The 25,796-nt window shown below is 38.8% G+C and carries 27 protein-coding genes and 1 riboswitch; of the genes, 18 read left to right on the forward strand and 9 right to left on the reverse strand.

Annotation, left to right across the window (positions count from 1 at the left end; translation table 11 throughout):
• The first annotated feature begins 3 nt into the window (after positions 1-3).
• Both BLS02_RS01510 and BLS02_RS01515 read left to right on the forward strand, forming a co-directional pair.
• On the forward strand, positions 4-936 hold the full coding sequence (locus BLS02_RS01510) for a type II secretion system F family protein (protein ID WP_092491194.1): 933 nt from the start codon (positions 4-6) through the stop codon (positions 934-936).
• Between the two features lie 9 nt (positions 937-945).
• On the forward strand, positions 946-1,173 hold the full coding sequence (locus tag BLS02_RS01515; protein ID WP_092491195.1) for a hypothetical protein: 228 nt from the start codon (positions 946-948) through the stop codon (positions 1,171-1,173).
• 80 nt (positions 1,174-1,253) lie between these two features.
• Here the strand turns inward: BLS02_RS01515 and BLS02_RS01520 are convergent, their stop codons facing one another.
• Together BLS02_RS01520 and BLS02_RS01525 are read right to left on the reverse strand one after the other, a co-directional pair.
• Positions 1,254-2,411 (reverse strand): hypothetical protein, encoded by a 1,158-nt coding sequence (locus BLS02_RS01520; RefSeq protein WP_092491196.1) that lies wholly within the window; start codon positions 2,409-2,411, stop codon positions 1,254-1,256.
• Complete coding sequence (locus BLS02_RS01525; protein ID WP_092491197.1) at positions 2,404-2,994, reverse strand: sigma-70 family RNA polymerase sigma factor; 591 nt, start codon at positions 2,992-2,994, stop codon at positions 2,404-2,406. Before BLS02_RS01525 ends, BLS02_RS01520 begins: the two co-directional genes overlap by 8 nt.
• A gap of 232 nt (positions 2,995-3,226) precedes the next feature.
• On the opposite strand from BLS02_RS01525, the gene BLS02_RS01530 reads away from it, so the two are divergent.
• The 8 genes from BLS02_RS01530 to BLS02_RS01560 all read left to right on the forward strand — a co-directional run bounded on the left by BLS02_RS01530 (position 3,227) and on the right by BLS02_RS01560 (position 8,772).
• On the forward strand, positions 3,227-4,279 hold the full coding sequence (locus tag BLS02_RS01530) for a Delta(5) desaturase DesA (protein WP_092491198.1): 1,053 nt from the start codon (positions 3,227-3,229) through the stop codon (positions 4,277-4,279).
• Between the two features lie 113 nt (positions 4,280-4,392).
• A complete protein-coding gene (locus BLS02_RS01535) occupies positions 4,393-5,514 on the forward strand; it encodes a sensor histidine kinase (protein WP_092491199.1) in 1,122 nt (373 codons plus the stop codon).
• An 11-nt stretch (positions 5,515-5,525) separates the two neighbouring features.
• Complete coding sequence (locus BLS02_RS01540; RefSeq protein WP_092491200.1) at positions 5,526-6,125, forward strand: response regulator transcription factor; 600 nt, start codon at positions 5,526-5,528, stop codon at positions 6,123-6,125.
• A gap of 73 nt (positions 6,126-6,198) precedes the next feature.
• Positions 6,199-6,336, forward strand: coding sequence for a hypothetical protein (locus BLS02_RS18865; protein WP_175476684.1), 138 nt, complete (start codon positions 6,199-6,201; stop codon positions 6,334-6,336).
• Positions 6,337-6,398: 62 nt separating this feature from the next.
• Positions 6,399-6,977, forward strand: a complete 579-nt coding sequence (locus tag BLS02_RS01545; RefSeq protein WP_092491201.1) for a GNAT family N-acetyltransferase — start codon at positions 6,399-6,401, stop codon at positions 6,975-6,977.
• Positions 6,978-6,981: 4 nt separating this feature from the next.
• The gene (locus tag BLS02_RS01550) at positions 6,982-7,506 is read left to right on the forward strand and encodes a D-glycero-alpha-D-manno-heptose-1,7-bisphosphate 7-phosphatase (RefSeq protein WP_092491202.1); all 525 of its coding nucleotides are present in this window, start codon (positions 6,982-6,984) and stop codon (positions 7,504-7,506) included.
• Positions 7,507-7,581: 75 nt separating this feature from the next.
• On the forward strand, positions 7,582-8,310 hold the full coding sequence (locus BLS02_RS01555) for a hypothetical protein (RefSeq protein WP_092491203.1): 729 nt from the start codon (positions 7,582-7,584) through the stop codon (positions 8,308-8,310).
• Positions 8,311-8,568: 258 nt separating this feature from the next.
• Positions 8,569-8,772 (forward strand): CDGSH iron-sulfur domain-containing protein, encoded by a 204-nt coding sequence (locus tag BLS02_RS01560; RefSeq protein ID WP_092491204.1) that lies wholly within the window; start codon positions 8,569-8,571, stop codon positions 8,770-8,772.
• A 118-nt stretch (positions 8,773-8,890) separates the two neighbouring features.
• Here BLS02_RS01560 and BLS02_RS01565 read toward each other — a convergent pair whose 3' ends face one another.
• Complete coding sequence (locus tag BLS02_RS01565) at positions 8,891-11,062, reverse strand: FUSC family protein (protein WP_092492203.1); 2,172 nt, start codon at positions 11,060-11,062, stop codon at positions 8,891-8,893.
• Between the two features lie 154 nt (positions 11,063-11,216).
• On the opposite strand from BLS02_RS01565, the gene BLS02_RS01570 reads away from it, so the two are divergent.
• The 4 genes from BLS02_RS01570 (at position 11,217) to BLS02_RS01585 (ending at position 15,585) form a co-directional block, all read left to right on the forward strand.
• The gene (locus BLS02_RS01570) at positions 11,217-11,861 is read left to right on the forward strand and encodes an SDR family oxidoreductase (RefSeq protein WP_092491205.1); all 645 of its coding nucleotides are present in this window, start codon (positions 11,217-11,219) and stop codon (positions 11,859-11,861) included.
• A 358-nt stretch (positions 11,862-12,219) separates the two neighbouring features.
• On the forward strand, positions 12,220-13,737 hold the full coding sequence (locus BLS02_RS01575; RefSeq protein WP_092491206.1) for a family 10 glycosylhydrolase: 1,518 nt from the start codon (positions 12,220-12,222) through the stop codon (positions 13,735-13,737).
• 341 nt (positions 13,738-14,078) lie between these two features.
• Complete coding sequence (locus BLS02_RS01580; protein ID WP_092491207.1) at positions 14,079-14,606, forward strand: protease complex subunit PrcB family protein; 528 nt, start codon at positions 14,079-14,081, stop codon at positions 14,604-14,606.
• Positions 14,607-14,649: 43 nt separating this feature from the next.
• Positions 14,650-15,585, forward strand: coding sequence for a nucleoside hydrolase (locus BLS02_RS01585; RefSeq protein ID WP_092491208.1), 936 nt, complete (start codon positions 14,650-14,652; stop codon positions 15,583-15,585).
• Between the two features lie 82 nt (positions 15,586-15,667).
• On the opposite strand, the gene argH is transcribed toward BLS02_RS01585, so the two are convergent.
• From argH to argF, 3 genes are read right to left on the reverse strand one after another with little or no spacing between them, the layout of a single operon-like run.
• Positions 15,668-17,056, reverse strand: a complete 1,389-nt coding sequence (argH, locus tag BLS02_RS01590) for an argininosuccinate lyase (RefSeq protein WP_092491209.1) — start codon at positions 17,054-17,056, stop codon at positions 15,668-15,670.
• A gap of 12 nt (positions 17,057-17,068) precedes the next feature.
• On the reverse strand, positions 17,069-18,286 hold the full coding sequence (locus BLS02_RS01595) for an argininosuccinate synthase (protein WP_092491210.1): 1,218 nt from the start codon (positions 18,284-18,286) through the stop codon (positions 17,069-17,071).
• A complete protein-coding gene (argF, locus tag BLS02_RS01600; RefSeq protein ID WP_439144699.1) occupies positions 18,279-19,253 on the reverse strand; it encodes an ornithine carbamoyltransferase in 975 nt (324 codons plus the stop codon). Before argF ends, BLS02_RS01595 begins: the two co-directional genes overlap by 8 nt.
• Before the next feature lie 143 nt (positions 19,254-19,396).
• On the opposite strand from argF, the gene BLS02_RS01605 reads away from it, so the two are divergent.
• A complete protein-coding gene (locus tag BLS02_RS01605; protein WP_092491211.1) occupies positions 19,397-20,209 on the forward strand; it encodes an alpha/beta fold hydrolase in 813 nt (270 codons plus the stop codon).
• A gap of 306 nt (positions 20,210-20,515) precedes the next feature.
• A complete protein-coding gene (coaW, locus tag BLS02_RS01615) occupies positions 20,516-21,334 on the forward strand; it encodes a type II pantothenate kinase (RefSeq protein ID WP_092491213.1) in 819 nt (272 codons plus the stop codon).
• 52 nt (positions 21,335-21,386) lie between these two features.
• Here the strand turns inward: coaW and BLS02_RS01620 are convergent, their stop codons facing one another.
• Positions 21,387-22,556, reverse strand: a complete 1,170-nt coding sequence (locus BLS02_RS01620; RefSeq protein ID WP_254788705.1) for a D-alanyl-D-alanine carboxypeptidase family protein — start codon at positions 22,554-22,556, stop codon at positions 21,387-21,389.
• A 96-nt stretch (positions 22,557-22,652) separates the two neighbouring features.
• The gene (locus BLS02_RS01625; RefSeq protein ID WP_139180750.1) at positions 22,653-23,207 is read right to left on the reverse strand and encodes a CBO0543 family protein; all 555 of its coding nucleotides are present in this window, start codon (positions 23,205-23,207) and stop codon (positions 22,653-22,655) included.
• Positions 23,208-23,687: 480 nt separating this feature from the next.
• A riboswitch (SAM riboswitch) is annotated at positions 23,688-23,789 on the forward strand.
• A 65-nt stretch (positions 23,790-23,854) separates the two neighbouring features.
• On the opposite strand from BLS02_RS01625, the gene BLS02_RS01630 reads away from it, so the two are divergent.
• Positions 23,855-24,082: a hypothetical protein gene (locus BLS02_RS01630; RefSeq protein WP_092491215.1), complete on the forward strand. Its 228-nt coding sequence runs from the start codon at positions 23,855-23,857 to the stop codon at positions 24,080-24,082.
• 116 nt (positions 24,083-24,198) lie between these two features.
• On the opposite strand, the gene BLS02_RS01635 is transcribed toward BLS02_RS01630, so the two are convergent.
• A complete protein-coding gene (locus BLS02_RS01635; RefSeq protein WP_439144709.1) occupies positions 24,199-24,774 on the reverse strand; it encodes an acetylglutamate kinase in 576 nt (191 codons plus the stop codon).
• A 281-nt stretch (positions 24,775-25,055) separates the two neighbouring features.
• Between BLS02_RS01635 and BLS02_RS01640 the strand changes: the two genes are divergently transcribed.
• Positions 25,056-25,670, forward strand: a complete 615-nt coding sequence (locus tag BLS02_RS01640; protein WP_092491217.1) for a PH domain-containing protein — start codon at positions 25,056-25,058, stop codon at positions 25,668-25,670.
• Positions 25,671-25,796: the final 126 nt, after the last annotated feature.

Genomic DNA, 25,796 nt, shown 5'->3' on the forward strand with positions numbered 1-25,796 from the left:
AATATGATAACTCTATATTTTTTCATGTTTACTGCACTTTTTTTCATGATTATTTTTGGAGCAGTTTTAACGAAGCTATTTCAGAAACAAATTATCATCAATAGCCGAACTGAATATTACTTTGACATAGATGTAGCTAAAATAAAGCGCGAGAAAAAGGCTAAGAAGAATCGTGATCGCGGTAAAAATTTGGTTATCATGAAAAAGTATACAGATAAAGCAAAGGCGGTAATCGACGAAAGAACATCAAAGACGAGGAAAAAAGAGCTCGAACAAAGACTGCGTGAGGCAGGTTATCCGCTTAAGCTGTCACCAATTGACTTTCGTTTTCTGCAGTTTCTAATAGGCGCATTCCTGTTTTTTGCTATCTTTCTGTTATTGGGTAAAACAGAAACAAGTTTTTTCTCTGTTATTGTATTAGCAGGGGTTGTAGCACTTCTTGGTATGTATTATCCGTCTTTTTATATAAGTAAAATCACTAAAAAAAGAAGGCAGGAGATTCAGAAAAAGATGCCGGACTTTTTTGATATGGTAAATCTTTCAATTGAGGCAGGTATGGGTCTAGATGCTTCTTTGCTAAAGGTCTGCCAACAAACAAAAGGACCACTATCAGAAGAGTTCATGCAAGCGTTAGACGATATGAAGCTTGGAAAGTCCAGACGGGAAGCGTTTGCTGATTTAAGAAAGCGTGTTCCGGTTCATCAGTTCCAAAGCATCATCACGTTGTTAATCCAAGCGGATATGCTGGGAGTAGGTATGGCAAAAGTTATTCGATCATTAACGGAGAGAATTAGGGAGCAGCGGACCCAATTAGCCCGCGAACAAGCGATGAAAGCTCCGGTTAAAATGGTTTTTCCAATGATGCTGTTTATCTTTCCAGCGATGTTTATTGTATTGTTAGGTCCGCTAATTATTTATATGTTAGATATGCTTTAGGGGAATCAAGTGGAATCAACAGAATATCAGTGGAAATCGCCAGAAGAGCATCGTGAATCAACAGAACAACATGCGGAATCGACAGAAGAGCACGTGAATCAACAGAATAACATGCCGAATCGACAGAAGAACATGCGCAATCAACAGAAGAGCACCGTGAATCAACAGAACAACATGCGGAATAATATTCAAATACTTTTAACTAAAATAACTATTAATTATATAATAAATCAATAGAAAACGGTATTGAAATTAAACCAATACCGTTATTCTGTTACTTTATAAGCAATTTAATTTAGTAGTTTCGAATAAATCCTTTATTGCATCGGCATCCAACCAACCTTCCATACGCCCAATTCTGTGCTTTTAATTAACCTGAATGCAGCCATTTGAAAGTTAGAATCCTCCAGTTCAAAACGGATTATTGCCTGATGTCCCGATAAATAAACTTCCTCAAAAGTCTTAACTTCTTTTAATTTTTGGTAAAAATCCTTGGCGTTTTGTTTCATCGTTTGATCAATAGCAAAGAATGGATCGTTAAAATAGGTTTCTTTATCTGGCGTACCTTGATTTTCACCTTTAATATAAAGGGCATACTGAACTTTATTATTCCCTTCGTTTTTTGAATGAAAATAAAGTTTAAAAATATCTATTGGCTTTAGTCCTTTTAACAAGTTGTCATCAAAAGTTTCCGCATATTTACTATAAACATTTAAGAGTTCATCTGATAGTTCAATCGATGTATCATATTTCTCCTTTGGGTAATCAAGTTCTGGTTCTGAACTTACAGCATTCCTCACTCCAAGTTTAATACGCGAACCATTTTCTGCAAAAATATATCGGATTTGATCAACATTAATTGTCAAGTCTTGTATAGATATAAGTGTTGAATTTTCTAAGTCCATTCCAAATATTTTCGCGACCTTTTTATTATTTTGAAAATGAAATTCTAGGTTTTTTCCTATGTCTTTGGCTGCAACCGGTATGTTTAACAAAGATTTTTTGTCCGGAATAAAACCGAATTGGTCATCATTGTAGAGTTCTCCAGTTACCATAATTGGTTTATTGGACTCCTTAAAACTAACAATTGTCTGCTCGTCTTGTCTTTGGATATCGGTTACTTCCATTTGACCAAAGGTATCTCCCACCTTAACTTTAGCAGGAATAAACGTCAGATATTGTTCCGTACTCTCCTCAAGATGGACGCTGTAATCTTGAGCTTCATCAATATAAGCTTGTTCGTTTGGTTTATCTCCTCCAGTTAACCCAAGCTGTTCGCTGGCGATTGTCACTCCCACAAAGAGTATTGTAGTTAAGACAACTGCTGTTAATGCTTTAGGAAAAAAATATTTGGTGCCTCTTTTATGTTGCCCGTTTTCTATTTTAGTTAAAACGCCTTGTTTATCTCGATCCGTAAAGGAGGTTGGAATATCACTTTCAAATCGATCTTTCAATTCTCTTAACTTTTTATCCATGGTTTACACCTCTTTCTAGTGATAAGAGCTGTTTTAATTTTTCTCGTCCACGATTTAACCGGGTTCTTACGGATACTTCTTTCATATTTAATGCGTGACCGATTTCCGTTGTCGATAGTTCCTTAAAGTAATATAGGATGATGATTTCACGGTATTTCACAGGCAACCCCATTACCTGATTTAACAGGTCACTGGATTCGTATTGCCGAATTATCTGTTCCTCAGGAGTTTCTCCAGGTTTCTCCATAAATTGAGCAGACTGCGACAGTTTTTCTTTTAGACGCTTATTTCGTGATTCCCAGCTGCGTAGGTGATCTTTTGATTTGTTGATAGCGATCGAATAAATCCAGCTCCTAAGTGTGGATTTACCTTGGAACGTGCTCAGCTTCTGGTAAACCTTCACAAAGACTTCCTGCGTGACGTCATCTGTATCTGCATTATTTTTTACATATGTGTATATTAAACGTTTAATTTCATCACCGTACAAGTCCATAATTTCTTCAATTGCTTCAGCCGGATTCATCTGTATAATATCCTGACCATCATCCTTGTACGGTGGATGGAAAGCTTTCGAGTAGCCCACTCTATTTCCCCCTAATCTGGTTCTTCATATGTAAGACGTTGTATTTTAATGGAATGATTCATTTTTTAATTATACTTGTTAAAGTAAAACCAATATATACAAACATGACATTTGTCATACGATATATTTGACGTTTATGACTATATTAGCTTGTATTTTTCCTTTATTATGTAGAGTAGAATATCAATAATTGCAAATAAATATAGAGAATCCTACTCTAGGAGGAAGCAATATGAGTAAACAAAAACAAGCACAATTACGAAAAAGTGTTACCCCTTTTGCGGGTTCAGATAAGAAAGCGAGCATAATGCAGCTTATAAATACATTAATACCTTTTTTCCTGACATGGTTTCTTGCATACCAAAGTTTGTCTGTTTCGATATGGTTAACATTAGCTTTGACTGTTGTTGCAGCAGGGTTTGTTATACGGACATTTATTATTTTCCATGATTGCACCCACGGATCATTCTTCAAAAGTGCTAAAGCAAATCGGATTGTTGGTACAATAACCGGTGTTATAACGTTGTTTGCTTTTGATAAGTGGAAACGGGATCATGCGATACACCATGCGACAAGCAGTAACCTGGACAAGCGTGGAACTGGTGATGTATGGGTGATGACTGTCAATGAGTATGTTGAAGCATCCTTCTGGGGCAGAATGGCTTATCGTCTTTACCGTAATCCAATAGTTATGTTTGGCTTTGGCCCGATTTTTCTTTTCTTAGTGTCGAACCGATTTAATCGCAAAGGTGCAAAACGTAAAGAACGCATGAATACGTACCTGATCAATGTATCAGTTGCAGTTATTTATGCACTATTGATTTGGGCAATTGGCTGGCAGGCATTTGTTATAGTTCAGGCTCCAATTCTGTTCATTGCAGGCGCGTCAGGTATCTGGCTGTTTTATGTACAGCATCAATTTGAGGATTCTTATTTTGAAAACGAAGATGAGTGGGATTTTGTTAAAGCAGCTGTAGATGGAAGCTCTTATTATAAGCTTCCAAAAGTAATGGAATGGATGACAGGAAGTATTGGCTTCCATCACGTGCATCATCTAAGTCCAAGAGTTCCAAACTATAATCTGGAAAAAGCACATGAATCAACTCCGCCATTACAACAGGCAACAACAATAACGCTTGCTTCCAGTTTGAAGTCAATACGATTCAGACTATATGATGAAGACAACAAGACTTTTGTTAGCTTTAAAGAAATTAAAGAGTTATTGCGCAAAAGAAAATTAGGGATACAAATGACCCCTGGAAAATCCAGTTTTCAGGAAAAATAATCAATTTAGTAGAAGACCCTTCAATATTGTATTGAGGGGTCATGTTTTTGTATTGATAGCGATAAGTCAAGATTTCTAATATACTGAATAAAAGCGGAGAAGGAGGAACTGTAATGCAGAAGTGGTATCATATTATCCCGAAAAATACAGGGCTTAGTATCTATGCATGGATTATTTTTTGTATTTTGCCTTTTTATTTTATTTTTCGAACCTCAGGTACATGGGAAATTATTTTCGGTGTTTTCATGATTCTGCTTTTTTTCACTGCATACAGGGTATCCTTTCTTTCTAAAGGTTGGACAGTGTATCTCTCAGTAAGTACAGAAATGGTAATAAGCATTGTAATGACACTATTCTTGGGCTATGTTTATTTCGCCTTGTTTTTGGCATTCTATATTGGTAATATTCAGCATAAATCCAGATTTATTACGTTATATGTGATTCACCTTACAACCACTATTGCTGCAGTAAGTGCTGGTTTTTTTATCCAAAACGAAATATTCCGTACACAGCTGCCGTTTATAATTATAAGTGTAATAGGCGTAATATTACTGCCTATTACCATATACTTTAGAAATAAGCGGGAGAGATTGGAAAACCAATTGAAAGATGCGAACCAAAAGCTTTCTCAGCTGGTTGTCCTGGAGGAACGTCAGCGGATAGCGCGCGATCTGCATGATACTTTAGGACAAAAGCTTTCCCTTATTGGATTGAAGAGTGATCTGGCTGGAAAATTGGTAAGTGTTGAACCTGATTTAGCAAAAAATGAAATTAATGATATCCATCAAACAGCACGAACTGCATTAAAAGAAGTACGTGAGATGGTTTCAGATATGAAAGGCGCAAAATTAAACGATGAATTAATACGTGTCGAACAAGTATTGAAGGCTGCACAAATAGACTTTCATCTGGAGGGAAATACCGAGTTAACCAAAACACCTTTACTTGTTGAGAATGTACTTAGTATGTGTTTGAAGGAGGCTGTGACTAACATTGTTAAGCATAGTCAGGCTACTTTCTGCAATGTTACGATTACACAATCTCCAAATGAGGTACTGATAAAAGTGGAAGATAATGGGATTGGAATATCTAATAAAAAAGATTCCTATAAAGAAAATGGATTGCAGGGGATGAAAGAGCGCTTGGAATTTGTCAACGGAAGCTTAGATATTGAGTCAAATAATGGTACAACGCTTAAAATCCAAGTGCCAAAGGTCGTCAAGCAAACAGAATAGGAGGAAATGCTGTGATTCGAATTGTTATTGCTGAAGATCAGGGAATGCTGCTTGGAGCTCTCGGTTCTTTGCTTGATTTGGAGACAGATATGGAAGTTGTCGGTAAGGCAAAGAATGGAGAGGAAGCTATAAGTATTGTGAAGGAGCAACAGCCGGATATCTGCATTATGGACATTGAAATGCCAATAAAAAGCGGACTCGATGCAGCTGAGGAATTGAAGGATGAGCCTTGTAAAGTTATTGTTTTAACAACATTTGCCCGAACAGGTTATTTTGAACGTGCCCGAAAAGCTAAAGTAAGTGGGTATCTGCTAAAAGACAGTCCGAGTGAAGATTTAGCGAGTTCCATTCGCACAATTATGGAAGGCCGGCGTATCTATGCTCCGGAGCTTGTTGATATGGCATATGAAAAAGAAAATCCACTGACTGAGCGTGAAGAGCAGGTGGTCAAATTGGTGGCTGAAGGGAAAAATACAAAGGAAATTGCCAACGAACTATTTCTTACCAATGGAACTGTTCGTAATTACGTTTCCGTGATTTTGGATAAGCTTGAAGTAAGCAACCGTATTGAGGCGATATCAAAGGTGAAGGAAAAAGGCTGGCTGAAGTAGAAATAAAGTCTCATGTATAAAGTTAGCCCCTAATTCTAAAACTAAGGCATAGTAATTAAAAAGGGGCGTTATTATGTCAAACAAGAATAATCAATTTAAAGAAAACAAACAACATGGCGAACATCGAAACGGCCGGAAGAGTCAATATAAGAATAACAGTATCCATGGCGGCGATGAGCCAAACGAGTTCATTGATCAAAAAAAGGATTAATATAGAAATCAAAGCAGTGTGATAGTATGGAATCACACTGCTTTTTTACTGGAGGGTATTAAGTGAGCCATGAAGCTGTAATTACAACGGTTCCGGTTTTGGAAACGGATCACTATCGATTAAGAGGATTAAGGGAAGATGATGCAAGTGAATTATTCGGGTTTATGCGTGACAAGAACACGATGAAATTTATTACACCTGACCCAGTAAAATCAGAGACTGATATGTGGCAGGAAATCCAAGTACAACTGGAGAACTTTGCTAAACGAAAAGAACTGCCATGGGTGATTGAAGATAAAGACAATGGTGAGGTCATCGGTAAATTCAGTTTACATAAATTAAGTATGTGGCATAAAAAAGCTGAATTAGGTGTCATCATTCGTGAAGAATATCAAAAAAAGGGAGTCGTGACGGAGGTTTTGGAACAAATTCTCCATTATGCCTTTGATACGCTTGAATTAAATCGAATAGTCGGTGACATTTTTGCCGAGAATGAAGGTTCAGAAAAGCTTTTAAAAAAATACGGATTCAAAGAAGAAGGTACCATGAGACAAACAGACTTTGACGGGAAGAGATATCACGATACGGTCGTCTTTTCATTGTTGAAGTCAGAATATGATGCCTTACAAGAAAACAGGTGACATCATGTACATTGGAATGTTTCTTGATCGGGATGGCGTGATAAATGAAGTGCTTAGTCATCGGGTGAAATTTGTGAACAAGCCAAAGGATTTTTATTTGCTGAATGGGGTTGGAGAAGCAATTAAACGTTTTAACGACGAAGGATTTAAGGTTTTCGTCGTGACGAATCAAGGCGGCATTGGTCTTGGTTATATGCAGGAATCTGCTTTAGATGACGTACATAAAAAGATGGAAAGTGACTTAGCGGAATTTGGTGCACATGTTGACGACATTGCATATTGTCCACATAAACCACATGCAAACTGTGCCTGCCGTAAACCAAAGCCGCAAATGATTCTGGATTTGGCCGAAAAACATAAAATTGATTTATCCAATAGCTATATGGTTGGTGATCGAGCGCCTGATATAGAAGCGGGAAGGGAAGCAGGCACGCAGACGGTTCTCATTGGAGACAGAAAAGATGAGGCTGCTGATGCTGACTTTTTTTACCCTAACCTTATTTCGTTCGCGGATTCATTAACAAAATAATTATAAAATCTTCATGTATTCTCTCTTTCTGGAAATACTAAAATTGAAATTAACAACAGGAAGGATGAATACTAGATGTTGAAAGGTTTTTTAATAGCATTGGTGCTGTCAATGGGCTTCTCCATGAGCGCACCTTCAGGATTACCATTTTACAAGGGGATAGCAGAGGATATCCATACTCAAAAACGTGATAAAGAGAGCTCGAATAAAGATATATTTATAACGTTAGAGGCTAAAGAACTCGGAATAGAAACAAAAGGCAAGAATATTGATCAACTGGAAAAAGAAGTAATGGAAGCGAAAATGAAGCAAGCTGCCAATGAATTGGGAATAGATACAGAAGGAAAAGACATGAAGGAACTGTCCAAGGAAGTACATCATGCAAAGGTGAAGCAAAAGGCAGCGGAACTTGGGATAGAGACAGAGGGTAAAGAGCCAAAAGATCTAGCAGAAGAAGTTTATGAAGAGATGCTGAAACAAAAAGCTGAAGAGTTAGGAATTTCAACAGAGGGTAAAAATGCTAAGAAACTTAAAAAGGAAGTTTTTGAAGCATCTGTCAAGCGTAAGGCCGAAGAGTTAGGCATTGAGACAGAAGGCAAGGATCCACGTGATTTGAATAAAGAAATTTATAAAAAGAAAGTTTTCCAGACAGCCGAGGCATTAGGAATAAAAACGAAAGATAAAGATACCCAGGAGATAATGGATGAGATTATGAAAGAGCATGCTGAGAAGGCAAAACAACTAGGGTTATTCCCGTTTGAAGAGAGAAATGGGAAATTATTCTGGGGTCATCATAAGAAATAAGTGCAACAACTATCCTCGATATTATATCGGGGATTTTGTTTTTTGAAGCAGTCAAAATACACTGAAAACTGAATAAGCTTGGATGAAAACTTAATAATGGTACAAGTGACTGGATAAAGACTGAATAATTGCTGGGAAGACTGAATTAGTGTAATCGTGAATGTCAAAGTAAAAGTTTCCACTATTATAAAGAAGGGTTTTCAAGCAAATGTACCGAATGTTATAAGTAGAGATAGAACTGTAAGGGAGGAAATTTATATGAGTGATAATGGAAAAATTAAAGTAAACAATAATGGACCACTGCTTGTGACAGGAGATGTAGAGATGGTTGATGCTGATGGGAATGTGTTTGAAACGAAAAAGGCATTTTCCCTGTGTCGCTGTGGGCAGTCGTCCAACAAGCCATTTTGTGATGGAACTCATAAGAAGATTGGTTTTGAAAGTGAACCAAGTGCAAAATAAGGCTGTAAACATAACCATGAACGATATGAAAAACCCCTTTATGTACACCGTTGCATAAAGGGGTTTTTGTATAGCCATACAAATGGTGTGCTACTTTTTAGGTGAACACGCACCATTTTTACTGCTCCTCTGCACCTAAGTCCATAGCCAGCGCCACGATGGATTGGTTGATTCGCCATACATAGAATAAGTGGTGGATAAGATCCTGATGGGATTGACTTATGCTCGGAGCAAGCTGTTCAATCTGTTCGCGTTCCCGATCAAGCTGATAAATAATTCCGGTATGCTCTGCTCCTTTAATTAGCTCGCTTAAGGTATCCATGTTATGCTCCAGTTTTTCTTCCACTTGTTTAAATGTATCTACCAATTCCACTGGATAATCAAATTTCTTACGATAAGTTGAGGCAACCAGGTGTCGTGCAAAATAATTTATTGCTGTAAATATAGTTACCCAGCGACTGACATCGGAGGTACTGCTAGACTCGGTTGGTTTTGAAAGTGGACGAGCTTCATCTTCGATTAATTGGAGTTTATTGTCTATGTCAATTGCGCTGTTAGCAAGTTCTTTAACACTCACATCCTCGCGAAACCTTCGTACATAGTTGATTACAAATGGCTTTAGCTCGGCTAAATATTCATCAGTTACATCTGCAACTTTATCTTTTGTTTTTTTAGGAAAAATAACAGTTGATACACCTAACGCGATAATTGCACCTGCAATTGTGTCGATGACTCGGGCCCCGATTAGCGAAAAACTAATCCCGCCGAGCAGAATATCGTACATAAAGGCGATGAGCATCGTAATAAACACACTCATTAAAGTATAGGAAACAGTTAATAAATAGAAGGCTAGAAATATCACCAGAAATAATAAGACCAGTTCAATCATTGATTGTCCTGCAAGCATCTTTGCCAGCATAAAGCCAATCACTGCACCGATAACTGTACCGAATGAACGTTGAAAGCCTTTCATATAAATCCTGCCAATTGACTCAGTGCCAAGCAGACAAACAAACGCTGTTAAAAGCACCCAGTAGGGCTGTGTTGGTGAAATAATATGGCCAACGATAACGGCGATACCACCTGCTATTAAAGCCTGATAAGCTTTTTTAGTTGATGGTTTTAACTCCTTATTTTCATCGGAAGCGTCATCGTTATCATCAGCGTCTTTTTCATCTTGTTCTTCTTGCTGCACAAGTTCGCCTTTGTTTAAAGAATGCTGCATAGTGATACCTGCTTCAACAACATGATTGGCAATTGACTCAATACGTCGGATTAGGTATAACCATCCTTTTGGATTTTCTGTACGATTGAGGAGATCTCTTATTACATTCCGGAGCACCTGAACCGCCAGTTCTGCGTCTTGCAAATTCTTTTCGTTATAGTTTTGCGATAGTACCTCTGCATCACGTAACGACTCCATTACCCATTTAAGTATGCGTCTTAATTCATCTGATTCAAGGGCATTGGCATTTTTTAAATTATAAATAGACCCGCCTAATGTCTCAACAAGCATGCCAGTATCGAAAACGTACAACCGTAATTGTGAAGGCTCAAGTCCGGGCCAAATTTTATCAATATCTTCTGCGTTAAGATTTGCAGCTACCGTTCGTGCATATAGACGAAGCTTCTGAATGTTCTTTTCTATACGCTTCTTGCGATTATGGTCGATATCCTTATTCTGTAGTGACTTAATTAGTATGTTAAATGTAAGATTGCTTTGGATGTGAAAAGAACGCATACTTCTTTTTAAAGTTTGCGAAGAATCCTGAAATAGAACGAAATTAAATAAGAATGCGAACAGTACACCTATTAGAACTCCCGTATAAAACCATGGCAATTGAACCTGGGAAAGCTTTAATACAGAAGAAATATATATGGTCATAAAACCGATCATACAAATTGAAAAATACCTTACGCCGAATCGTGAAAAATAAAGACTGCTAAAAATAACGAGAATCATTATCAAACTAATATAATAGGCACTTCCTGCTAATAGAGAACCAATCGTTATTCCAGCTGCCCCAGAAACTCCCAGCAGCAGCGTAGTCACTTTCTTTTGACTCTTGGTTTCATCCATTACCATCATGATACCCATTAAGCCAACCATTCCAGAAACGATGGCCGGTGTAAGAAGATCATTATCCATTACTCGCAAAATAAGCAGTGTAGTTATAACCGCACAAATTAAACTGATTGTTGCTTTTCCAGCTTTTTGGAACCTTATTTGTCCTGGATCAGAAGCAAGAAGTCTGCCAACCCAGTGATGTTTTAAGTGTAAACCTTTCATCCGCATCAATCTTTCCTAACAGAAATGTTATTGCTTCATTTTAACACTTGAAATGCAGATTATCCATTGAACTCAAACAGCAAAGTTGTCATGAAACCATCAATTTGGAATAATAATAGGGTGAGGCAAATCCAAATTGAAGGAGATGTACGTCATGAATGTTTTATTAATAGGTGCAAATGGACAAATTGGTAAGCACCTTGTCGACTTATTGGACAAGAGTAATGAACATACAGTAAGAGCAATGGTTCGAAAAGAAGAGCAAGCAGAAGAACTGAAGAAAAAAGGCATTGACGCAGTTCTGGCTAACCTTGAAGGTGGCGCTGATACAATCGTTAAGGCTGCAAGAGGATGCGACGCCGTGATTTTCGCTGCTGGATCTGGCGGAAGTACAGGCTATGACAAAACATTATTGATCGATCTTGATGGTGCAGTTAAAACGTTCGAAGCTGCAGAAAAAGCAGGAGTTGAACGTTATGTAATGGTAAGTGCCTTCCAAGCGAATAACCGGGAAAAATGGCATGAAAAGATTAAGCCATACTATGTTGCTAAGCATTACGCTGACAAAATGCTTGAAGAAAGCAACCTGAATTATACGATTGTTCGACCTGGTGGGTTATTAAATGAGCCCGGCACAGGGAAAATTGCTGCTTCCGAGAACTTGGAAAGAGGATCTATTCCACGCGAAGATGTAGCACGTACCGTAATGGAATCCCTGACAGAAGAAAATACCTATAAACGGTCATTTGACCTTATGTCAGGTGATACCTCTATTGCAGAAGCACTGAAAAATGTGTAAATATCCCTCTTTTACTTATAATCGAACCCCAGAGTAGAAAAGTGGCATGTTTTATTAAAGAACATAAAATTAATTGGTGATGCCACTTTTTTCAGGTGACATTCGATTGTAATAGTAGAACAGACAATTAGCCCCCTTTATAGCATAAGAAGCTATAGGGGGCTTTTTAGAACAGAGGTTTTCTCATAGTTCTATTAGTTGAATGAATTCTGATAGTTTAATGCATACATGGGTATTGTACTAGTTAAAAACTACTGTACCAAATGGTTTTCGTTTCTATAAATCTATCTTTCTTCTCATTAAAATTTACAGAAATTTTTGTATAATGGAATAAATTTGAAAATGAGGAGAGGTAGATGTGAGAAAATGGTTAGTGTTACCGATGGTCATATTAATGGTCATCTCCTTAGTGCCGGCAGTAGGACAGGCTGAAGAACAGCCAGAAGAATTTCGAGCCATATGGGTAGATGCTTTTCATGATGGGATTAAAACGCCTGAACAGGTGGACAAGCTTGTTCAGGATGTCCAAGAAGCTAATGCGAATGCGGTGGTTGTACAAGTAAGACGGAGAGGAGATTCTTATTTTAATAAATCACTTGAACCGAGGTCACAGGATCCTGCGTTAGAATCTGATTTTGACGCACTTGAGTACCTTATCGAAAAAGCCCACCAAGCAGATATAGAAGTTCATGCATGGCTAACAACTTTACCGATTTGGAACTCTTTATATCCGCCAGAATCTGAAGAACATGCATTTAACCAGCATGGTCCTTCTGCAAGTGGTGAGGATTACTGGCTGACAGAAAGCATCTCAGGGGATAATCGTTCTGGAGCAGATTATATTCTCGATCCGGGCCATCCTGATGCGGCAGATTATACAGCAGATCAATATGTCAATGTCGTAAAGGAGTATGATGTGGATGGTGTCCATTTGGACCTTGTTCGATACACAGATCCAACGTGGGGCTATAATCCAACAAGTGTAGATCGTTATTTAACTCAAACTGGTACAGAGGATGTTCCTGAACCGGAGAACCCTCAATGGAAAGACTGGCGTCGTCAACAGGTAAACAACTTAGTGCGTCAAGTCTATTTAAGGTCCATTGCTGAAGATCCTGGTGTTAAAGTATCCGCAGCCGTCATAGCCTGGGGAAAGGGACCAGAAACAATGGAGGAGTATAAACAATCTGCGCCATACAGTACAGTTCTGCAGGATTGGAATGGGTGGCTAGAAGAAGGTATTGTCGATTTGGCTATTCCAATGAATTACGATAGGGAACATGTTCCGCTTCAAAAAGCGTGGTATGATTTGTGGATTGAATGGGAGAAAAATCATCAGTACGATCGGCAAGTAGCTGCTGGACCCGGAAGTTTCATTAATACAATCGAAGGAACGCTGGCACAAATTAATCGTGCGTTACAGCCCTCTGCTGAAGGGAACCGACTAGCAGGCGTTTCACTATACAGCTATGCTTCTACCAATAACAGCGGAATCGAAAATGACACGTTCTTCCAGGCGTTGTCAGAGGAAAGTGAATACGGAGAACCTGTATTCTCTGAACCAGCAGCAATACCAGACATGCCATGGAAAACAAACCCAACTAAAGGACATTTGATGGGCTATCTTATGGATGAGGATGGGGACCCGGTTGATAATGGAAAAGTAGTGCTACGCGGGTCAAAAGGAAAAACATATCAATTCGAAACGGATGGAAATGGTTTCTTCGGGCTAACAGATTTGCCGGACGGCCATTATGTCGCCCAAATAGATGGTGAAACCGGTGAAGGTGCTGCAAAGCCACTGGACATTGAAGCAGGTGTAGTTACCGAAACTGAATTACAAGTTAAAGCTGTTCCACAATCTAGTAATAATTGAGCAAAAGGGTAAGATTAACTAACTCAGGCAGTTGTTGCGTAATTGAATTAGTAAGTAATGTATAATGTAGTTGCCGCAGTTTCTAATAAGGAATGCGGCAACTTCGCTGTTTATAGTAGGTAAGATTTTTGCTTTCTAAGACCCCATTAGGCTTTGCGATACAAGTCTACCAGCGAACAAACTCTGAGAAGTGTATTTCCGAAGTGGTATGTTATGACACAGTTTAAAGTCGCTACTTCTAAGATTCATTACTTGGATAAAACAAAAATCTTTTAAAAAAGAAAAATGTAGGGAAATATAAGAATTAGGAAGTGGTATTACCGAAAGGAGTATCATGATAAATGGAGCGGAATAGTATACGTTATCTGGTATTAATGATTTTATCAATTTTATTATTATCTGGCTGTGGATCAGGGACGGAGGATGAAACAATGGGAGGAGAAAAGGAGTCCACTAATCTATCTTTTAAAACAATTAAAGTTGAAAATACCCCGGACAGGGTTCAAAAATGGATTCAAAAAAACAGATCAAAAGAAGTGGAAAAGGTGTTCAATGTCAATGGGATGACATATGCAATTATCCTGCTTGGCCAAAAGTCAACCGGCGGCTATAATGTAGAAGTTGAACAAATAAAGAAGATGAAAACCAATTCTTCGCAATCGGATAGTGTTAACACTGTTAGCTATGAAGTGACAGAACCTGAAAAGGGAAGTGTAAATATACAAACACTTACGTATCCGGTGGCGATAGCGGAATTGGAGGGTGAAACCAGTCAATCGTTTCAGTTCTCAACATCAAAGGAAAAAGAATTGGAAGGTACTGAATTAGTAGCGCCTCAAGAGTTAACAAGCGATGGGAAGGTTAAATAAAAGTGACCATTTTTATAGATAGGAACGGAAGGAGGAATTACATATGAATAGGCGAATTATCTTAGATTGTGACCCAGGCCATGATGATGCGATGGCAATGATGCTTGCTGCGTCAAAACTTAGCAACTTGAAGCTTGAGGCGATTACGACTGTAGCAGGTAATGTTGATGTAGAAAAGAATACAAATAATGCTTTAAGGCTATGCGATCTTCTTGGATTAAATGATGTTCCTGTCGCAAAGGGAGCAGCACAGCCTTTGGTCCGTAAAATGAAAGCTGCTGCACATGTTCATGGCAAGAGCGGGCTGGATGGTACAACACTTCCTGATAAGCCTATTAAACAAATAATTAATCAGCATGCTGTGGACTTAATTATTGAAAAAATTATAGATTCGGATGGAGATATTACAATCGTGCCAACTGGACCATTGACTAACATTGCGCTGGCAATCAGAAAGGAACCTAAAATCATTCCGAAAATAAAGGAAATCGTATTAATGGGTGGCGGAACATATGGTAATAGGACACCTGCAGCCGAATTCAATATATATGTGGATGCTGAGGCAGCTAAAATTGTTTTCGAAAGTGGAGTACCAATAGAGATGTTTGGTCTTGACGTTACACATCAGGCTTTGGCAACTTCAGATAGAATGAAGGAAATGTCAGATATCAACAATCCAGTTGCTGCAGCTGTTATGCAAATGATGAATTTCTATTCGCGGATATATAAGGGTAAACTTGGATTTACTAGAGCGGCTGTACATGATCCCTGCCCTGTTGCTTATCTAATCGATCCCACAATGTTTGAAATGGAACGTGTACGAGTAGACATTGAGACAAAAGGAGAATTCACCTACGGGATGACCTGTGTGTACACAAACGGAATGACAGACAGGGTGCCGAATGCGAATTTTGCTAGAACATTGAACCAGGATAAATTTTGGGATTTATTTATTCGTTCGTTAAAATCGTATTCCTAATTACACATGTCCAGCATTTAGAGTAAAAATGAAGCCTTCTAAAATTAACATTAGAAGGCTTAGTAGTTGGATATGTGCGGTTTTACGAAGCGCTATTTCCAGAAAGCACTGCCTCAGCCTGCTCAAGCTGTTTACGAACCTGGCTTTCTGCGGTGCCACCTGTACTGTTTCTGGCATCTACAACATGCTTTGGCTCGAGTACAACATAAATATCTTCCTCAAATAGATTACTAAAGGATTGGTATTCTTCTAGTGTCAACGCAAGTAAATATTTCTTCTGCTCAATTGCATAAAGCACAATTTTTCCTATTATTTCGTGAGCCTGTCGAAATGGCAAGCCCTTTGTGACCAGGTAGTCCGCGATATCAGTCGCATTGGAATAGTCCTGGTCAACGGCGTTGTACATGTTGTCTTGTTTCACTTGCATCGTTTCAATCATTGGCGCAAGTAATCGTAACGAACCATCTATTGCCTTCACCGTATCAAGAAGTCCTTCTTTATCCTCCTGCATATCCTTATTGTAGGCAAGCGGGAGCCCCTTCAATACTGTCAATAACCCAAACAAATTCCCATGGACACGTCCGGTTTTCCCGCGCAATAGTTCTGGCACATCAGGGTTTTTCTTTTGTGGCATAATACTTGATCCGGTACAGAAAGAGTCATCCAATTCGATGAAATTAAACTCCTGACTGGACCAAATGACAAGCTCTTCAGATAGCCGGGAAATATGCGTCATCATGATTGATGCAATAGATAAGAATTCCAAGACAAAATCGCGATCACTAACAGCGTCTAGGCTGTTCGGATAAACCATCTCAAACCCAAGTAATTCTGCAGTTCGTTCGCGGTTAATTGGAAATGTCGTTCCAGCTAATGCGCCAGCACCTAATGGTGACCAGTTAACCCGCTGTAAACTATCTATCAGGCGTTGTTTATCCCTTTCCAGCATCCAGAAGTATGCAAGCAGATGGTGTGAAAATAATACAGGCTGTGCCCGTTGCAGATGTGTATATCCTGGCATGATTACATTTATATTTGATTTTGCTTGTTTTATAAAAGTTGATTGGACAGACTCAACAAGCTTGATAATTTCCCTTGTTTTGTTGTTAACGTATAGATGGATATCTGTTGCAATTTGATCATTACGGCTTCTTCCGGTGTGAAGCTTACCGCCAACAGCTCCAATTTCATCAATTAGCATTTGCTCAATGTTCATATGGATGTCTTCATTCCCAACCGTGTAATCAGCCAGGCCGTTATTGATTTTCTCTTCAATGATTTTAAGGCCTCTAACCAGCTGACTTGCTTCATCATGGGTGATGATTTCACACTCAGCAAGCATCGTAACGTGGGCAATGCTTCCTTCAATATCCTCCATTGCAAACTGCTGATCAAACTCGATGGATGCTGTGAATTCTTCTACTAGTTCGTTGGTCGATTTAGTGAAACGTCCGCCCCATAGCTTTGACATTTGTAATCCTCCCTATTGTTTAACCAGATCAGTTGCTTTTTTATTGACTTCCGCATGAACTTTCGTTGGTAATCCCCACAGTTTGATAAACCCAACTGCAGCTGTATGATCAAACATGTCACCTTTTTCATAGGTAGCTAGCTCTTCGTTATATAAGCTATATTCGGACTTCCGGGCAACGACGAATTGATTTCCTTTAAACAGCTTGATTCGAACTTTTCCAGAGACCGTTTTTTGTGTCTCTAAAACAAATGCATCTATTGCCAGACGTAACGGTGAATACCAAAGACCTTCATAAATCATCTTTGCATATTGCTGTTCAACTGTTTTTTTATATTGACTTACTTCTCTTGTATGTGTCAGAAATTCCATCTCTTGGTGGGCATTGATCAAGATTAATGCTGCCGGATTTTCGTAAACCTCGCGTGATTTAATACCAATTAAGCGGTTTTCAATATGATCAATTCGCCCTATACCATGCTTGCCGCCAGCCTCATTCAATGTCTCTATAATATCAACTAGTTCCATTGGTTCGTCATTTAGTGACACAGGGATGCCACCTTCGAACGTGATATCAACATATTCAGACTCATCCGGAGTTGCCTCGATTGGGTTGGTCCATGCAAATGCTTCCTCAGGGGCTTCATTCCATGGGTTTTCCAATACACCCGCTTCACAAGCTCTTCCCCAAATGTTTGCATCGATCGAAAATGGATTATCTAAATTAGCTGAGACAGGAATACCTTTCTCTTTTGCGTAAGCAATTTCTTCATCGCGGGTCATTCCCCATTCTCTTACTGGTGCCACCACTTGGAGATCAGGATTAAGTGCATTGATGGAAACTTCAAAACGTATCTGATCATTTCCTTTTCCGGTACAGCCGTGAGCAACAGCTACTGCATTTTCCTGTTCGGCTACATCGACAAGTAACTTCGAAATTAATGGTCTGCTTAACGCTGAGGACAATGGATACTTACCCTCGTACAGAGCATTTGCTTGTAATGCTGGCATTAGATATTCTTTTGCAAGCATATCTTTAGCATCGATGACGATTGATTTTATAGCACCAACATTTAATGCTTTCTGGCGTACCGTTTCTAAATCCTTTTCTTCTCCTAAATCAATTGCCAGTGCGATAACATCATAATTATATTTTTCCTGTAACCATTTAATCGATACAGATGTATCTAAACCACCTGAGTAGGCTAACACGATTTTTTCTTTAGCCATGTTTAATCCCTCCATCTTCTAGTAATAGTTTTAATAAAGCTTTCTGTGCATGCAGGCGATTTTCCGCTTCATCAAATACAACTGAATGCGGACCATCTATGATGCCTGCTGTAACTTCTTCCCCTCTGTGGGCGGGTAAGCAATGTAAAAAAATGAAATCTGATTTTACGTTTTCACACAGGCTTTCGTTTACCTGATAGGGTGTGAAAATTTTATTTCGCTGATCATTCTCATCTTCCTGCCCCATACTCGACCATACATCGGTAACAACAATATCTGCTTCTGTTACCACATCTAAAGGGTCTTCACTGTATTCTACTTTCGTTCCATTTTGTTCAGCTTCTTGCTTCATTTGCTGCAAAATTTCCTGATTCGGTTCATAACCGGCGGGACAGGCAATAGCAATATCCATCCCAACTTTGACCGCACCTTCAATTAATGAATGACACATGTTGTTATTTCCATCACCGAAAAAGGCAAGTTTTAATCCTGAAAGTTTACCTTTATGCTCGTAAATGGTTAATAAATCAGCAAGCACCTGTGTTGGGTGGTGCGTGTCGGTCAAGCCATTAATAACAGGGACAGTGGCATGCTGTGCATAGGATTCAACAATGTCGTGGCTGAAGGTTCGGATCATTAAACCGTCAACATAACGTGATAATACGTTTGCAGTATCAAAAATTGATTCTCCGCGACCGATTTGGCTGTCATTAGAACTAAGGAAAATGGCCTCCCCTCCAAGCTGAAGCATGCCTACTTCAAATGAAACCCTTGTACGGGTAGATGACTTTTCAAAAATCATTCCAAGGACTTTCCCTTTTAAAAGAGGTTCACGTATTCCTTCATTTGTCTGTTTTTTTAACGCAACAGCTTCATCTAAAAGCCCTAATATTTCTGCCTTACTTAAATGACTTAACGTCAAAAAATCTTTTCCGCTTAATTTCGGTTTTGAAATTGTGTTGGCCACTAAAATCAAATCCTTTCCGGTTCATAGTTAAAGTATGTATTATTATACATATATATGAATAAACATACAACAATTATTTTACAAAATTATTAATTTTTTTGATAAACTTGAATTAATTAAATATATTTTGAGGAGAGAAGTGAATGGAAAGTGGATTATATGAATGGGGGAACAGAGAAAATACGACATTGGTGTGTCTACATGGAATGGGGAGTACGGGTTTAAGTTTTGGGGAACTGGCGCACTATTTGGCTGAATATCATGTCGTCTCATTTGATCTAGCCAGGAATGGGAGCGATAAGTCTTTGTCAGAGGAAGAAGCGTACAAGCCATCATGTATGGCAGAAGAGGTTGAGAAGGTTGTAAAGGTCTTAGATAAATCGAAAATCTACCTTGTGGGCCATTCATGGGGTGCACATCTTGCTTTGTATTTTGCAAAGGCTTATCCGGAACAGGTTCAGGGTGTGATTTTACTTGATGGCGGTTATATACAGCAACCGGGGAACGACTCATTGGAGGAAGAGCTAATAAGGATGGAGGATTTCCATAATAGTATTCGTTTTCCGTCATGGGAGGCATTTATAGAATCAGAGAAGCGTGAGATGCCAAGATGGTCAACGGAGATTGAGGCAGCTGCCAAGGCGCAGGTTACAGAAATTAATGGAGAAATCCGGTTGGCTCTGCCAGCTTCTGATGCGAAAGCAATTCTAAAAGGAATTTATGCCGAGCCTACCAAAGATGTTCTGGAGAAGATTACCTGTCCGGTATTACTGCTTAGAAGTACGCTCCCGGAAGAAATGGAAGGTCTTCGGCAACAGCAAGCTAACGATTTTTTAGAAAACACACCGAATGCACAGGTTCGTCTGATACCCAATACAACACATGATATTTATCGTGATTCCCCAGGTGAAGTGTCCAGGAATATAAGAGAATGGATTCAAGAAACAGCTTATTAACTTTGGTAGGAGGATTGTAACGTAATTTCCTCCCCATTCTGATTAAACTTGTCTTTGTCTTCATTATAAAAATAATCCATAATAAGGAGGTAAACGATAGCAGCGATGAAGAAAAATAGTAGAATAATAGTACTCCAGGCTACTGAGGTTGTAAGAATTCTGAAAACCCTTGAGTTCTTTAATACCTTAAGAAAATGCACATTAGTCCCTCCATTCAGGTGCGTTAGTTGGCTTTTATTTAATACTATCAAACAATAGGTAACGTTGAAATGTTTGGAAACTATAATTCTGAGGGGAGATATACTAATGAATCAAACAAAAATAGGGATTGATGCAGGAGGCACGCTTGTAAAGACGGCTTATAGGAAAAATGAAACTATTCTTTATCAAACATTCTCCTCGTACAATCTTGGTGATGTTGTTTCATGGGTCTACGAAAGCTTTGAAAACCCCATTATTTGTATAACGGGTGGGAAAAGCCAGCTACTTTCAGAAAAACTGAATGACTCTGCAAAAACAGTGGTCGAATTTGAAGCAACTGCCCGTGGTATACAGCTGCTTATTGGAGAGCAATATGAATCTCTTAAAACAAATTTTCTGTTTGTAAATGTCGGTACTGGTACATCAATTCATCATGTCAATGATATGGAACAACAGCGGGTTGGAGGAACTGGCATTGGTGGTGGAACGTTAATGGGACTTGCCTACTTATTAACCGGAGTTGAGGATTATGCAAGGATGGTACAGTTAGCTAGTAACGGTGACAGGGGAAATACGGATCTTAAAGTAAAAGATATCTTCGAAGGGGCGCTTCCGCCAATTTCCGGAGATTTGACTGCAAGCAATTTTGGGAAAAGGGAGTCAATGATAGCGCAGTACCCATCAGCGTCAGACATATTGGCAGCAATCATTGGCATGATAGGTGAAGTAATCGTTACGGTCAGCTCACAAATGGCAGTCCAATACAACGTCGATTCCATCGTTTATATCGGTTCGTCATTCCGGTCAAACCCCCTTTTGCGGGATATTATTGATGAATATACTAGATTAGCAGGAAAAGAGCCATTTTTTCTAAAGGACGGTGAATATAGCGGTGCAGTTGGAGCCTTGTTATCACTAGACTAATTACATAAAATAGAGCTTGGAAACCGCGTCCAAGCTCTGTGTAAAATAACTATTATTGACCACTGAGATACTGTTCCAGCGTAGTGTTATTGCTGTCAATGTATTTAGCGGCTTTCTCGCCAACGTAACGAAGGTGCCAAGGTTCATATTGATAGCCGGTAATACTAGTTTTTCCTTTTGGATAACGAATGATGAAACCATACTCACTAGCGTGTTTTTTAACCCATTCACCCTCATCAGTATTGGCAAAATTGGTGTTCAAACGGTAATTGATATCAGCGCTAGTGACATCCATAGTCAGACCGGTTTGATGCTCGCTTTCCCCGGCTTGCGCGCTGAATTGATTTGCTGCTTCGTGCCCATGTTCACTAGCATTTGCTGCGAAAATGGCTCGTTGCCTATCATATGAACGATAGCCAGACTGTGCGAAAAGGTCAACCCCTGCCTTATCTCCAGCGTTAAACATATTCTCAAGTGCATTTGCTGCTACTTGTCGCATTTGTTTTTTTGGCAAGTCTTCTGTAAATGGAAACCTTACGTTTGGGTTTGTAAGATTTTTCGGAACATAACTAGCTGGCAGTTGGTTGTTTTTATTCACTAAAGCAAGGATACTTGATGGGTTGGATACAATGTTACTATTTTTTTCATTGTTGTCTTCAGTATCGTTATTTTCTAGACCAGTGCCTGGTTTTGCTTCAATCTCACCATTAACGGCCTTTAAGATATATTCTCGTGTGTTCTTCCCGTAAACACCGTCAATCTTCAAGTTAGGAAACTGTGCTTGAAAATCTTTTATCGCCCAAACGGTGGTCCATCCTAAGTCACCATCAACCGTCAATGAATAACCTAATCGGTTAAGGGCCTTCTGCATCATACTAACTTTTTGGCCACTATCTCCATGTGATAATGTTCCTACAGGAAGGATTTTTTCATTAGCACTCCCGTCATCTTCATTTTTTTGTTTATCGGAAGAATCATCCTGTTTTTCCGATGAGTCATTATTTTTCTGATCAGAAGATGGTTTATCTTTTTCTGTTTCTTCCTTTTTATCTTTATCAGACTTGTTATCTTCGGTGTTCTCTTTAGTTTCTTCACTATTCTCAGTTGTTTCTTCTTGGTCAAATTCATCTGTGGGTTCAGGTGAGCCACCCTGACTGCAGGCCGTTAGAAATAGACATAACAAGGATATAATTATTAATAGCAACTCTTTTTTGTTAGACATGTGAATATCCCCCTTATTTACTCCTTACTTATTTAGACGATATAAAAAGCTAAAACATTCATTCTTTTCATAGAAAAGAACAGAAGACATAAGAATTTATCTCTCCTGTTCTAATTTTTTAAAATACGTAATTATTCCCCAGCATATAATGCCTAAAAGCCAGTAAATGGGGAATGAATAAATGTGTTTCCAGTATATTGCTTTGTAAAAACCTAACCATACCATAATCGGCTCAGCAACAAAAGCTAAAAAAGCAGCCAGCAGTCCTGAAAATAAGAAGAACTTTTTAAAACTGTTACTCCACAGCTGATAACAAAACATAAAGGATATGATCACAACACCAACATCATAAGGATATAATTGCGGACGTAAATACGGTGAAAGGATATAAGGATAGGTCCAGGCTAAGGCGTTGCTTCCGATTGAATCAAGAATAATTGCTGCAACACCATAGAATAATCCGAATGCTGTAATTTCAATAATTCTCTTCTTATTAACTAATATCCACCAGATAATGGCCGGCAGTATGCTAAGCATAATCAAGAACCACCATCTAGGTGTTAGAAATACATTCTGATGCCAGTATGCTTTAAATGTGTCGCTGAATTCTCTGTGGGCTTCAATTAATTGGGGCAGTGAAATGGAATTCAATAGGATTAACTCGTTGAGTGGGATAAGATTTTGAATAATTAACCACACCATTAAAGTCACCGCAATCCTTTTTTAGTATTTGTTCTTTTCGCAAGTTATGTTGCTCTTTAACCATCACAGTTGATATAAACTGCGAATTACTTTGGAAAAATACTCAACCGGGTCTCATAGCCCTGATGAAGACACGTTTCACGCAATTTGAACAGGTTCGGGTTCTCATAACCTTATAGAGTGAGCCCATGGCTAGTAAGACTGCGAAAGTGCTAGCTTGAGCAGATGTTGCATTGGTACCGGAGTGGTGCAAAAGAAAATTTTCACTATGTCGCAGTTTATATCAACTACGTTATGATTTCATTAATTTGATAAGGCAACAAACTTAAAAAAGCCTTTATATTAGTGTAACCAACAGTGATGAATTAATGTGGTGGCGGTAATTCATTGATATACCATAAAAATTCATATATACTTAATGTAATTGAATAGCTATCAAGAGTGATCGAGAGAACTGGCTCAACGACGTCACAGCAACCTGCAAATGTAAGGTGCTCCCACCAGCAAAGCCCATGCTTTGAGTGATAAATCGGTAGAAAACCCCTTTATGCATCCAACGCATGAAGGGGTTTTTAATATGTAAAGGAGGAATTAATATGAAACATTTCATTATCGAAAATGGGAACGTGACATGGCTGACGAAGGAGGAGTTTGATGAACTTCCAGGGCAACATGTGTCAGAGGTGATAAAGGACATGACAGCCGAGGAGTTAGAGAGATTCAAGAAGGAACGTTATGAGAAATTTGTTAAGCCTTTGATGGAGTATAATGTCGAGAGCATAGAAAGGAAGAGAGAATCTCAGAAAACTGACTGGAATCGTTAGTAAATGTCTTTTAGTAGTAGGTTAACTCTTACTGTCCTGTAAGGCTGCATATTTAAAGATTCCCGCAGTAATAGTAACAAGCTGAGTAGGGGCATATGCCTCCTACTCAAGTTAATTTACGCAAATAGCTCAGGAAATTGTTTTACTATTGCAATTGATATGGCATCTGACATCGCTAAAGCTTGTTCCTCAATTTCATCATATATTTGAATATCTTTCTGGTAATCCATATTTATCATAAATATTGCTTCCTGTTTTGTTAAATCTAAGTGCTGATAGAACATATCTCTAACACCTTTCTCGGACAAATAAGGATTTACACTGCTCCAGAACCTGGCAATCTCATCTGCATTAGTGTACCACTTTTGCTCAGCAGCCATTGCAGCCTGCTGATCACCTGCTACTGCTGCTTTAACAAGATCCGCGGCAAATAAGAGATGTTCTTTTACCAAATTAGCGTATATATCAGCTAGGCGGTCACCATAGCAGGGTCTGATTGCATTTCCCATATCCGTAGCATTTTGTAAAAGTCGTGCGATAACAAATTCCACATCTGGCAGATTAAACGTCAAGCTGATAATAGTCATTCTGGTCCATGCAACATGCTCTTCCCAAAGTCTGCGATTATCACTTCTAAATTCGAATTCTGCTTGACTGATACAATCATCCTGCCTGAAAGCGGATTGTCTCATTGGAATAAGCAGGCGTTGACCCACCTGAAGATTGTATGGGTCCACTCCGGGGTTATTTTTGAAAATTTGTTCTGCTGGTGTGTGGAATCGTTCAGCCAGTAGCCCGAGATTATCTCCTGGCTGGATAGTATAATAAAATTCTCTATTCATGTTGGTTCTTCACTCCTCTGTTTTGAATATCGTAACAGCCTATTCACAGACAGAGGAATGGGTGAGTGTCATTGAAGCACATTAATGGTATAATAATTCAGAAAATAATAATAAGAAGGGGAGTCACGTGAATGTTTAAAAAATTAGCTTCAGATGCATTAGGCTTATCCGATATTGGCAGAATTATAGGCCCGGAGGACTATGATAAGACAGATGCGGATGATTACGTCCGACACGAAGATGATGAAAAAATTTACTTCCTGATTAAGACAAAAGCAGATGAGTATTGCTTCACCAACCTGGCACTAATTCATGTAAATGGTGAAAATGCCGCTTCTTCTAAACGAACGCTAAATCGTTATCCTTATTCACAATACAAGATTTCAGATGTATCCCTTGAGACAGCAGGGAAAATCGATTTGGATATCGAAATCAAATTCACATTAGGAAAAGAACCACTAAGTATTGATGTCCATAAAGACGAGATTGATAAATTAAAAGATTTATATAAGGCGCTGTTGTTCATTGCCGAAACAACCCACGAAAATGCTATTATTACAGAGATGGCCGGAGAAAGCTTAGATAAAGCTGTGACAGTTCTGCAAAATTCAAGAACATCTGAAACGAAGCTTGCAGAACAATATAAAGAGTTAACGGAGTTTGGGTTTGACTGGTTGAAGTCGGTTCGTGAAGAATATCACGAGAAAGACTTCGGAGACGTTTTTGAGAAATATATTAATAACTAGATTTTTATAAAGGCTGAATGGTGCCGGGCACTGTTCAGCTTTTTCTATGTTTTGGAGAACTCTAAGATTTAAGAGGATGTTGATTGGTTGGGATTGGATACAAGTCAGTGGTGATCTACCAATAAA

Origin of the sequence: Virgibacillus salinus (assembly GCF_900102415.1) — a bacterium.
Taxonomy (GTDB): Bacteria; Bacillota; Bacilli; order Bacillales; family Amphibacillaceae; genus Lentibacillus; species Lentibacillus subterraneus.